The organism is Streptomyces sp. GC420 (genome assembly GCF_009916105.1).
GTDB lineage: Bacteria > Actinomycetota > Actinomycetes > Streptomycetales > Streptomycetaceae > Streptomyces.
On the sequence record NZ_JAAAXQ010000259.1, the window covers coordinates 1 to 11,880 of the forward strand.

Annotated in this window: 7 protein-coding genes and 1 pseudogene; 2 read left to right on the forward strand and 6 right to left on the reverse strand. The window is 74.5% G+C overall.

Translation table 11 applies throughout. The features are described from left to right. The first annotated feature begins 99 nt into the window (after window positions 1–99). Window positions 100–726 carry a TetR/AcrR family transcriptional regulator gene (locus GUY61_RS26480; RefSeq protein ID WP_166632760.1) on the forward strand — a complete coding sequence of 209 codons (627 nt, stop codon included), beginning with the start codon at window positions 100–102 and terminating at the stop codon, window positions 724–726. Window positions 727–850: 124 nt separating this feature from the next. Here GUY61_RS26480 and GUY61_RS26485 read toward each other — a convergent pair whose 3' ends face one another. The 4 genes from GUY61_RS26485 to GUY61_RS26500 all read right to left on the reverse strand — a co-directional run bounded on the left by GUY61_RS26485 (window position 851) and on the right by GUY61_RS26500 (window position 8,349). Continuing rightward, window positions 851–2,140: a transglycosylase family protein gene (locus GUY61_RS26485; RefSeq protein ID WP_166632761.1), complete on the reverse strand. Its 1,290-nt coding sequence runs from the start codon at window positions 2,138–2,140 to the stop codon at window positions 851–853. A 2,002-nt stretch (window positions 2,141–4,142) separates the two neighbouring features. Beyond that, window positions 4,143–6,110 (reverse strand): GMC family oxidoreductase, encoded by a 1,968-nt coding sequence (locus GUY61_RS26490; RefSeq protein ID WP_166632762.1) that lies wholly within the window; start codon window positions 6,108–6,110, stop codon window positions 4,143–4,145. Then, entirely contained in the window at window positions 6,107–7,636 is a 1,530-nt protein-coding gene (locus GUY61_RS26495) for a hypothetical protein (protein ID WP_208106492.1), read from the reverse strand. The genes GUY61_RS26490 and GUY61_RS26495 overlap by 4 nt, the downstream gene beginning before the upstream one ends. A 23-nt stretch (window positions 7,637–7,659) precedes the next feature. Continuing rightward, entirely contained in the window at window positions 7,660–8,349 is a 690-nt protein-coding gene (locus tag GUY61_RS26500) for a FadR/GntR family transcriptional regulator (RefSeq protein WP_166632763.1), read from the reverse strand. 599 nt (window positions 8,350–8,948) lie between these two features. Between GUY61_RS26500 and GUY61_RS40515 the strand changes: the two are divergent. Beyond that, window positions 8,949–9,538, forward strand: a pseudogene (locus GUY61_RS40515) (PrpF domain-containing protein); the annotation flags it as partial. 447 nt (window positions 9,539–9,985) lie between these two features. On the opposite strand, the gene GUY61_RS26510 reads toward GUY61_RS40515, so the two are convergent. Both GUY61_RS26510 and GUY61_RS26515 read right to left on the reverse strand, forming a co-directional pair. Next, complete coding sequence (locus GUY61_RS26510) at window positions 9,986–10,276, reverse strand: hypothetical protein (RefSeq protein WP_166632764.1); 291 nt, start codon at window positions 10,274–10,276, stop codon at window positions 9,986–9,988. 345 nt (window positions 10,277–10,621) lie between these two features. Next, a complete protein-coding gene (locus GUY61_RS26515; protein WP_166632765.1) occupies window positions 10,622–11,620 on the reverse strand; it encodes a mannose-binding protein in 999 nt (332 codons plus the stop codon). Between the last annotated feature and the right edge of the window lie 260 nt (window positions 11,621–11,880).

Consider the following 11,880-nt stretch of genomic DNA (forward strand, 5'->3'; position numbering starts at 1 on the left):
GGCCGGATCAGGATTCCTGATCCGGCCGGCCCCGGCCGCACTCGACCCGGTGTGCCGCACTCGACCAGGTGCGGAGACAGGAAAGCGAAGGGAACGCACATGGCACGGATGCCCTCGGCCGAACGGCGCCGGCAGCTGACCGAGGCCGCGATCCGGGCGATGACCCGGGACGGTGTCTCCAGGACGACCACCCGGTCCATCGCCGCCGAGGCGGGCATATCACTGAGCGTCTTCCACTACTGCTTCGACTCCAAGCAGGCGCTGATCGAGTCCGTCATCACCGCGATCACCGAGCACTACGTCACGGTGGTGAAGGAGGCGATGCGGCCGAAGGGCACCCTCAGGGAGACCATACGGAGCGGCTTCCAGGCCTACTGGGACCATGTCTGTGCCAACCCGGGCGAGCACATGCTCACGTACGAGCTGACGCAGTACGCCCTGCGGCAGCCGGGTTTCGAGCATCTGGCGCGGCGTCAGTACGAGTTGTACTCCGACACGTACGCGGAGCTCGTCGAACGGCTCCGGCTGTCCATGAACTTCGAGCCACTCGTGCCCGTCACCGTGCTGGCCCGCTACCTGGCCGCCATGACCGACGGTCTGACGCTGCACTTCCTCGTCCTCGGCGAGGACACCCCCGCGGCGGAGATACTCGACACGGTCACCGATCATGTCGCCGGTCTCGTCCGCGACGCGGACGGGGCCCTGCCCGAAGCCGGACCTGCCTGAACGCCGGTGCACGGCCCGCCCGCACGGGCCGCGGCCCTCGCCACCCGGGAGTCCGGGCGGAGAGGGCCGCGGCGACGGGGCGGCCGTGGAAGGCCCCCACCTCAACGGCCGCCGGGGGGAGGGTTCAGGAACCGGCCCCGTGCGCCCGCAGACGGGCGAGCGGATCGACGTCGGAGCCGTAGGAGGGGCTGGTGCGCACCTCGAAGTGCAGGTGGGCGCCGGTGACGTTGCCCGTGGCGCCGGAGGCGCCGATCACCCGGCCGACGGCCACGTGCTGTCCGCGGCGGACCGCCAGGGCCGACAGATGCGCGTACTGGGTGTAGAGGCCTCCGGCGTGGCGGATGACCACCTGGTGGCCGTACGCGCCGGCCCAGCCCGCCGCCACGACGGTGCCCGCGGCGGCGGCGCGGACCCGGGTGCCGGTGGGGACCGCGTAGTCCACACCCGTGTGGCGGCCGGAGGCCCACCAGTGGCCACGGGCGTTGTACGGCGTGGTGACCCGCGCGTTCACGGGGGCCTGCCAGCGCCCGGCCGCCCGGGAGCGGGCCGGCGCCCGCCGCACCCGGGAGGTGCCCTCCGCGGCGGCGCGCCCGGCGCGGGCGCGTTCCGCGGTGACGCCGCGGTGCCGGCTCTTGCGGGCGGTCCGCTCCCGGACCGCCTTGCCTCCGGTTGCCTTGCCCTGGGCGGTGGCTCCCGCGTGGGCGCGCACCGGCAGGCGCAGGCGCTGCCCCGGACGGATCAGATGCGGGTCGGGGCCGATCACCGCCCGGTTGGCACGGTACAGCCGCTCCCAGCCGCCGGACCCCGTGCGCACCGCGATGGCCGACAGGGTGTCACCGGCGAGCACGGTGCAGGTGGCGGGCCCCGCGGACGGGGCGGTGCGCCCGGTCCTGGGGTGCGCGCCGTCCTTGTGCGCGCGCCGACCGTCCCTGTGGGCGCGGTCGCGCTGCGCCTCGTCGCGCCGGGTCTCCTCGCGCCGGGTCCGGTCCCGGTGCGTCCGGTCCCGGTGCGCGGAGCCGGAGCGGGGACGGGCGTTGTGGCCGGAGCGGGTCAGCCCCGCCCGCCGCGAGCACACCGGCCACGCTCCCGGTCCCTGAACGGCCAGGACGGCCTCGGCCACGGCGACCTGCTCGGCCCGTGTCGCCAGGTCCGCCCGCGGCGCGTAGGACCTGCCGCCGAAGGCCTCCCAGGTCGACTGCGAGAACTGCAGGCCGCCGTAGTAGCCGTTGCCGGTGTTGATGTCCCAGTCGCCGCCGCTCTCGCACCGGGCGACCTTGTCCCAGACCCCCGCGTCGGCCGCGGACGCCGTGCCGGCGCCGAGGACGGGCAGGGCGAGACCGCCGGCCGTGAGTACGGCGCACAGCGGGATGAGACGGCTGGACAGGGAACGGCGGTGAACTCCTGGTGCGGTCATGGGCATGTGGTCCTCTCCGCTACGGCGTTCGGTCCCGCGGGTCCGTCCCGGCGGGCTGCACCGAGTAGCGCAGCCGCCGGCCTGCCCTCACAAGGCGCACAGCACGGCACGGCGTTCCGTGCGCCGCCGCGCGCCGCCCCCGGCTGAAGTGCCGCTCCACCGGGCCCAGTGGGGGCGGGCGCACGGCGGTCGGCCCGGGTGCACGGCGGAGGAGCACGGCGGCGGCCGTGCCCCGCCCCGGGAGGCCCTCGGCGGTTCCGGGACGGCGCCGGGCGGACCGTTGAGACGCCCGGGTGATCCCTGTGCGGCTACCGGACGGGGCCGACGGCTTTCGACAGAGCGGAGGGTTCCGCCCGAGCCTGGTCCTTTCACCGGAACGGTTGGCGTTTCAACCGGCCGGGACGATCCGTCCGGGGACGGTCTTTCGCCACGGCTTTTCGTGACGGTCTTTCGTGACGGCGGACATTCGGGGGCCGCCGTTCCGCCCGGCACTGCCGGTTTTCACCACCGGCCGGTGGTGCTGCCGCCCAGCCGGCCCCGGCAGCGCCGAACTGCCGAACCGCTACCGCAGGAAGGGGAATTCCGGGGCAGACGTGCTGCGGCACACGTCATGAGCCCGGCCCGCTCCGCCCCGGTGCACTTCTCCTCCTTTCCCCGGGCCAACGGGCTTCGGTCCGCGCGCATTGTCGCCACGCGGTCACCGCTGTGACGTGGGCCGCGAACCAGTGGTGGCGAGGCGGCAACCGGCAAGGGCACGGTACCGAAAGAGAAGCGCCCCATGAACGGTCACCGGTTCCCGGCCCCGCGCCCGGCCGCCGTCTCCCGCCTCAGCGACGGCCAGTTCTTGACCGGGATCAGCCAAGTGCTGGGCCCTGGGGGGTGAACGGAGGGGAGGGACGCGGCTCGGCCTCGCGTCCGGAGGACACCGGGTGCGAGTCCGTGGCCGGTATCGGCAGGGAGACCGCCGGTATACCGCCGGTATTGGGGCGGAGCCCCGCACCCGACAGGTGCGAGCGGAATAGGAACGGATCTCCGTCGTGCCGCGAATGCCCTTACCGATGGCGGGCCCCGGGTGGGACAAAGACCGGCCCGGCCGCGGCGGGCGGCCCGTGCCCCGGCGGCCCCCGAGCGTTGCCAGGAGCCTGCGGCAAAGTCCGCGCCTCGGCTGCGAAAGGATCTGTTGCCGCCCGCGCCGCCGTCCCCCGGGACGATCTCGCCTTTCGGTAATAGGGAGTCCGGGACCCCATCGGCGGGCCGGGAGCATTTTCGACGGTCCGACGCATGGCGCGACGCATGCCACCGCGCCTATCATTGACGCACCGCCCTTTCCTCCGCAGCCGGTGACCGTCGGCGGCAGCGGAAAGGCGATTCCCCTTCACCCCCGCGCGGGTTGCCGCGCGACAGTGTCAGGCCACTTCTCCCCGGCCGTACGCCCGTCACCGGTGAGCCGACAGCACTCGTCACCGTGCGGGCCCCCGGCATGGCCGTCCGGCGCAGCGCATCTACGCCGGACGCATGCCCGTACACCCGGGGATCACGGACGCCTTGCCGGAGTGCTCCTACGCCGGGTCCCTGGACGCCTGCCCGGGGGCGTACACGGCACCGGCGGCACGCCGGGAAACGCCCTGCCGGCACCGCCCCCGCGAGCACGGCCGCCTCTGCGCCCCGCTCGTTACGCGCCCGTGCACGACAGCCGCGCCACCAACGCCGCATCAGAGGCCGCCGGATGTGACCGATCCCGCCGGGGTCGGCCACCGAGTGGATCACGTGGATCGCGTGGACCACGCCGCCGGCGATGTCGAGCCCGGGCACACCGACCACGCGGCCTTCGGCACCGCAACTGACGGCGCGCGGCAACCCGTCGGCGAAGGCCGGCCGACGGGACACTCCCAGGATCCGGCCCCGGCGCGTCCTGCCGGGGCCGGATCCCGCATCCCGCGGGCCCGAGTCCGACCGGTCCCGATCGGCGCGTTGCCGAACCGCCCGGGTGAACAGCCCTCAATCAACGCGTCGGCCCAGTGGGCCGGTCGGCAACGGACGCCGAGGGGGGCGGTGTCGGGCGAGTCGGCGGGGCGCCCGCGCCGAGGCGCTCCAGGCAGGCGCCCGTGACGGCGAGCGCGGCCGCCATGATGCTCAGCTGCGGATTGACCTCGGGGCAGCTCGGGAGGACGGACGCGTCCGCGACGAGCACACCCCGCACCCCGCGCAGCCGCCCCTCGGCATCGGCCGGGGCGCGCCGCGGGTCGGCCCCGGCCGCCGCCGTACCGGTCGGGTGGAAGGCCGACAGATGCAGGGCACGCGGCCCGGTTTGGCTCAGCACCTCGTCGAGTTCCGCGAGGGTACGGACGCGGGGTGCCGCCGGGATGCCGGTGAGCACCTCCGTGGCCCCGGCGGCGAAGAGGACCGCGCCCATGGCACGCACGGACCTCATCAGCCGGGCGCCGTCCCGCCGGTCGAGGTCGTACCGGATCAGGCCGCCGCCACGGCCGAGGACGCGGCCCGAGGGCCGGTCCCCGATCATCGCCCCCAGGGTGGCCAGGTGCCCGGTGCCCTCCAGCTCCCGCCGCAGCTCCCGCCCCAGGCCGGGCAGCACGAAGCTGCCCATGCCGGGCGGGGCGGCGGTCGCCTCGATGAGGATGCCGTCGGCGTGCAGCTCCTCCACGCCCGCGCTCTGCAGGACGCCCCGCCAGGAGGTGACCTCCGCCTCGAACCGGCCCGCAACGCTGGTGGCCGGATGGACGCTGAGGTTGCGGCCCAGCCGCGGATGCCCGCCCAGGCCGGAGCGGCGCAGCAGCGGTGGCGTCTGCACAGCCCCCGCGGCCACCACCACCAGCGGGGCCAGGATCTCCTTCTCGGTCTCGCCGCCGTCCCGGCTCCGTATGCGCACCCCGGCCGCCCGCGGCCCGCCCGGCCGGTCGCCGTCCACCAGAATCCGCGACACCCTGGCCCCGGTGACGATGCGCGCCCCGGCCGCGCAGGCGTCGGGCAGCACCGACAGCTGCACACTCTGTTTGGCCCCGGTCGGGCAGCCCACGACGCACTGGCACGAGCCCAGGCAGCCTGGGGCGTTGCGGCGCAGTGGGGCGGCCCGCCAGCCCAGCCGTTCCGCCCCGGCCAGGGCCAGCCGGCCGTTGCGTCCCAGGACGTCCAGCGGCTGGGTGGCCACCCGCAGGGTGCGCTCCACCTCGTCGAGGAGCGGGCCGAAGCCCTCGGCGAGACGGAAGCCCGACCGGGCGCTCCAGCGGCGCAGGACGTGCTCCGGCGGGCGGTAACAGGTGCCGGAGTTGACCACGGTGGTGCCGCCCACCGCACGTCCCTGCGGCAGCAGCAGCGGCGGACTGCCGACGGCGAAGCCCGAAGCGCCGTCACGGTACAGGCGGGTGAAGCGCTCCAGTGGCGGCCGGCCGGCGAACCATGCGGTGGTGTAGTGCTCCCCCTCCTCCACGACCACGACGTCCAGCCCCGCCAGCGCCAGTGTCCGCGCGGCCATGGCGCCGCCCGCGCCGGAGCCGATCACCACGGCGTCGGCGGTGCTGCGCGCTGGCCAGTGCCCGGCGGGTGTGCAGTCGAGAGGCGGGTCCGTCGGCGGAACGATCGGCGGGGCGATCGGCGGGGCGGTGGCCGACGGGGCGGCGGACGCGGTGGCCGACGCCTGCTCGTGCAGCATCCGCTCCGTGCCCGCGGCCAGCAGTACCGGCATCTTCACCACGTCCAGCAGCGCCACGAGGGCGGGGTACGCGGACAGCGGGGCGAGCACCGCCTCACGCTCGTCGACCGAGAGCGCCGCCAACTGCCGCCCGGTCCTGGCCAGGGCGAAAGCGTCCAGGGCAGCCGCGGCCGCGCGCAGCGCGAACCGTGTGTGGCCCGGCATCGCGGCCACCACCTGCTCCACCCGCTCCCCCACCCGGGCCGACCACGGCTCGGTGCCGTCGTCGGCGAGCAGGGCCGCCGCGAGAGTGGTCAGGCTCACCGATCACCCACCTCCGCGTGCGCGGTGCCCTTCAGACTCCATTGCGCCTCCCGGCGCCAACGGCCCCGCCACCGTTCCACGAGAACCTCGGCGTCGGCGGTCTCGCTGTTGCGGCACACGGCCGGGCTGCCGTCCGGATCCCGGTAGTCCAGGGCCAGGGTCCGGTCCGGTGGCTGCGTGACCTCCACCCGGATGCGGCGCAGTCCCGCGCGGCCCGACACGGTCCAGGTGGGCAGGCCGATACGGGCCCGGAAGCGGCCCGGTCCCATCCAGCCGACCGCTCCCCGCTCGACGCGCCGCGGCCAGGTCCGGTCCCCCTGGCGCAGCCGCAGAAAGACCAGCGGGGGCAGGGCGCGCAGCCCCGGGCGGGTCGAGACCGCGGCGACGATCTCCAGGACGTCCCCGTTGCCGAGGTCCGCGTGGAGCCAGGCCCAGCGGCGGGCGTTGCCGTGACCGTAGATGCGGGCGGAGGCACCATGGGCGTCACGGAGGGCGAGCGTGTGGCCGTCGTGGGTGAACTCGCCGTCGTAGGAGGCCCGTCCGGTCGGCAGCATCTGCGCCGCGGGCAGGAGAGGCCGCCGCCACGACCAGCGGGGGAAGGTGAACAGCGGCGGCGCCTCGGGGTGTTCGGTGAGGTTCCAGGAGAATCCGTCCGCCGTGCCCGCGAGCCGCCCCGGAGCGGCGAGCACCCCGGCGGCGGCGAAGCCGATGCCGGTTCCGGCTTCGGCTTCGCCGCCCTCGGCCCGGGTCTCCGGCTCCGACTTCGGCTCGGTGTCGGGCTCGGTGTCGGGCTCGGAATTCGTCCGCGCCTCCGGCCACGGCACCGGACCGAAACGGGCATGCCGTGGCGGGCCGTCGTGCGGGAAGGCGGCCACCCAGCCATGTGCGAAGGCCCGCGATCCGTCGGCGGGAGCGGTGAGTTCGTGATGCAGCCAGATGCCGGTGCCGGTCTCCGGATCGGTCAGGGTCGTGTACCAGACCTCTGTACGGCCCGCGGTTCCGTCCCAACGCGGCGCCATATGACGGTCGTACGCCGTCTGCCCCGATCCCGTTGCATATCCTGCCCCCGCTGCCCCTGCCGCCGCCGCTGCCGTCTCGGCGGCACCCGCCTGCCCCGGCCGCTCGGCGTGCGGGAAGCGGAAGCTCGCCAGGAACGGGACCAGGCCCGTGGCGAGAGGGAAGCGCAGGGTGCCCTCGCCCACGCGCGCGCCTTCCTCGTACACGGTGAACGGCAGGACGGTCATCGACGCCACCGGCCTGACCGGTGTGACCGACTTCCAGCCGTCCAGGTCCAGACGGCGTCCGCCGGCGGTGAACGAGAGCCGGTAGCGGATACGGCGCCGCGCAAGCGGCGATATCTCCAACTCACCCGTGGTATGCGGATCGTCGGCCAGTCCTGCGATCCGGAGCCGGCCCTCGGTCCGCGCCCGGGTGGTCGCCCAGGGGCGCAGCACACGGTCGGCCCGTACGCGCAGATCCAGTCGTATCCGGTGTTCCTCCCCCGCCAGGCGGACAGTGCCGAGCATCGTCTCGCCGAAGCGTGTGCCCCTCACGCGCCCTCACCCCCGAGCATGATCAGCTCGGTCTCCAGCAGATAGTCCTCGGCCGCCGTGTGGGCCGCCCCTCCGTCACCCGCCACCACCGCTTCGACCACCGGCGCCAGCCGGGCGTGCGCGGCAGCCGGGTCGGTGAAGGGCGCCACCAGCGCGGAGCGGACCGGCAAGTAGGCCTGGAACAGCGTGTTCGTCAGGAGCACGTACACACGGTTGCCGGTGGCCCGGGCCAGAGCCCGGTGCACCTCGATGTCCGCGAGCTGCACGGCGTCCGCGTCCCCGGCCTCGGCCACCGCCGTCAGCAGGGCGCGCAGTTCACCCTTCTGCGCCGCCGTGGCCCGTGCGGCAGCACGTTCGGCGATCAGCGCACCGATGCTGCGCCGCACTTCGAAGACCTCACCGATCCATCCGGAGCTGTGCCGCACCAGCATCGGCAGCAGGTCCGCCCCGCCCAGGCGCGCGTAGTCGCGGACGCGGGTGCCCACGCCGTGCCGGGTTTCCAGCAGTCCGGCCTGGACCAGCCGGCCGAAGGCGTGCTTGAGCGTGGTGCGGGTGACGCCGTACCCGTGTGCCAGCTCCCGCTCGGGCGGCAGGTAGCCGCCGACAGGGTGCCGGCCTGCGAGGATGTCCTCGCGCAGCCGGTCCTCAAGCACGTCCACGATCGTCTGACGAGGCAGCGCCTCCACAGCATCCCTCCCGGGCACGGGTACACGGCGACACCACGCGAGCCCATATGGCTCAGTGGCTGAGCCACTCAACCAGTGAGAGCGGGGGCGGTCAACCCTTCGGGCTGCACGAGCCTGGCGCGAACCGTACGGAACATGACGGCGGGCGAGGGCAGCCCGCACACACCGAACCCGCCGGCGCGGTCCGGCGCCGACGGAGGGAAGGCCGGCAGCCGACCCGCGGGGCGGCCGCACACCGAGGAAGCATGTCGGCAACATGAATGACAAAGGCGTCGACAATCTTGTCGCCCTAGATTCACGTTCGTCGCGCACTCACTCAGGGAGGGCGCGATGCCGGACGAAGCTCCTCCAGGCACCGCGGAACACGCCGGCCAACGCGCACTGGTGCGGCTTCTCCCGGCACGTCCGCGCGCCGGGACGGCGCCGGCGCGACCGCCGGTGACGTCGTACGGCGAGCCTGCCCCGGCCACCCCGGCCACCCCGGCGGCAGCGGCCGCCGGCCCGGGCGAGAGGTCCGCGGGCCCGGGCGCGAGGTCCGCCGCCCCCGCCTCCGGCACACGCGCCACGGGTGCCTGCTCACCGGTCGCCGGGTGGCTGTCATGAGCGCTCCCGCCGTCCCGGCCCTGTCGCGCGCCCACGACGGGGGTCTGCGGTGCATGCTGATGCGCGGCGGTACCTCCAAGGGCGCCTACTTCCTGGCGGACGACCTCCCGGCGGACCCCGACGCCCGTGACGAACTGCTGCTGCGCGTCATGGGCAGCCCGGACCCGCGCCAGATCGACGGCCCCGGCGGTGCACACCCGCTGACGAGCAAGGTCGCGGTCGTCTCCCACCCTCCGCCGACCCCGACACCGACGTCGACTACCTGTTCCTGCAGGTGAGCGCGGAGAGGGCCAAGGTCTCCGACTCCCAGAACTGCGGCAACATCCTGGCCGGTGTCGGCCCCTTCACTGTGGAACGCGGTCTCGTCGCGCCCCGGGAGGGGCGCACGCCGGTGCGGATCAGGATGGTCAACAGCGGCGACCGAGCCACCGCCATCTTCCCCACGCCCGGCCGGCGCGTGTCGTACGCCGGTGCGACCGCGATCTCCGGCGTGCCGGGCACCGCGGCCTCCGTGGTGATCGAGTTCCAGCAGGCGGTGCACCCGCTGCTGCCGACCGGCAATGCCCGCGACATCATCGCCGGTTCCCCCGCTTCCCGGCGCGAGCAGCGCCTACGCCGTCACCCACCACTGCACCGCGGTCGCCGACTACCGGATCGGCCATGTCCTGGCCGGCCGGCCCGTGGACCGCGACCGCGCCTCGGAGTTCACCGCCTCGGGGACCGTGCGGAACTCGAGGACCGCCTCGACCCGCTGTTCGGCCGACTGGGCGCCGACCTGCGGGCCACCGGGGGCAGGAGCACGCCCAGCAATGTCCCGCCCGCGTCCTTCGAGGGCCCGGACCGCGAACTGAGCTGTCAGGGGGTGCGACTGCACGTCCTCGAGGAGCCGGCGCAGCACCACGGGCACGTACAGCTGACCAGGGACGTGCTCCTGAACGGAGTCACCCGATGAACCGGGCAACCCGACACCCGCCCCGCGGGCTCCGGGCCGGCGCACCCCCGGATTCGACGATCTGGACCGCCGGTGGCCCTCTCACCGGACGCCGCCGCCAGATCGGTCACGATCACCTCGGCCACAAAGGCGTCCAACCTCGCCGCCCTGCGGTGCACCGTCACCCACCACGGCCCCGACCGCCTCCTGGCGGTCCGCGACGCGCAGCCACCGGACCTGTACGGAACCGTTTCCGTGCTCGGTGTCATCGGCACCGAGGCGGCCTGGCTCCACGGCGACGACCGGCAGAAGGACCTGCTCGCCGTCCTCGACCGCAACCGGCACCGCGTGCACGACATCCTGCGCCGCCGAGTGCCCGGCCTGCGCCACCACCTCCCGAAGCCACCTATCTCGTCTGGATCGACGCGCGGGAACTGCGGTTCACGGAAGCCCCCTTGCGGACCGTGCTCCGCGACGGAGCCGTACTCCGCGACGGCGGAACACCGTTCGGCCCTGAGGCCGGCGGCCACCTCCGGCTCAACTTCGCCACCTCCGCGGAGATCCTGGAGGAGATCCTCGAGGGCGTCGTCGGCGCCCTGTCCCCGCTCCGGCGACGTAGTGACTCCCGGGCTCCCGCCGTCCCGTGGCAGTCCGCCCCGGGCACGGGGTCACGGCCGAACACCTGTCAGCGGAATTCTGGAGACGGGCGCCACGCGGGGCGATGCGGGCGTGGCCGGGTCAGGTGGACCAGACGACCGTCCCGCCGTCCATGACGACGACCTTGCCGTCCTTGCGGAGGACCAGCTTCGCGCCCTCGTGGCCGTAGCTGCCCGCGGCCCAGATGGGCCGGTCGTCGGCATTGTGGATCACGAGATTGCCGTCCGCCTGGAACCGGGCCGTGTGGCCCGTCCCGAAGGTCATGGACGCCCACGTGGCGTTGTTGTTCTCGTTGTAGACGACGAGGTTGCCGTCCTCCTGCATGACCATCCTGATCCGGTTCGTGCTCCAGGACCGGCCCACGGAGAGCACACTCGTGGCCGAGACGACCGTGCTCGTCCACGCCGGTGTCCTGGGCTGTTCCGTCTTCTTCTCCTCCGCCTCGGGGGAGGGGGCGGAGGGCGCCCTGCTCTCGGGGGAGCGTGTCGCCTTCGGCCGGGCCGGGGCGCTGCCGGGCCCGGCCTGTACCGCGGGCGCGGCGGGCTTTTCCGACGTCTTGGCGCTCGGGGAGGGGGAGGGCCGCTCGGTGGCGTAGCCGTTCCGCGTACCGCTCGGTGTGCCGGCATCGAGGAGGGTGTCGGAGGCCTCGTGCGACACGTCCTGCGCCGTCTCCTGCCGCTTGTCCTCGTCCTTCCCTCCCGCCACCAGCAGGAACGGAACCGCGACCAGCACGGCGCCGACGATGGCGGCGGCGGCCAGCACCGGCTTCTTCGGCAGTCCGTCGCGGGGTGACGCGGAGTCAGCGGGGTCGGCGGTGCCGGGCGGCGAGGCACCCCCGGCCGCCGGGGCGGCAGCCCGGGCCGGCGACACCTCGGCCTCCTCGTCGGTGCCGGCCGCCGGCGAGGTCTGTCCCCCGGCCGGATCCGGGAGGCTCGCCGGTTCGGCGCCGGGCTGTTCGGCGCGGGCCTGCCCCTGGGCGGACACGGCGGCCCCGCCGCCCGCCGGCCCGGCCGGAGCGACGGCCGCGCCCGCCCGTTCATCGGGCCCCTCCGCCGCCGGGGTCCGGCCAGGGGTCAGCACGTCTCTCGACGGCTCCGTGGACGCCGGCAGGGCGACCGCAACCCGCACGCGCGGCGAGCCGCCGTCGCGTGCGGGTTCCGTCCCGCCTCCTGCGTTCCGCTGAGCGACCATCCTGTCATTCCTCTCATGGAGAGACGCCATCCGTGACCCCAGATGTATCCCGGCCACCCGACCGCCACAACTGCCTCTGGATGATCAGTAGTTGACGATAAGCCGCGCGGACGGACACCGCATCGCCGCGATCGGGTCGGGGCGAGGGC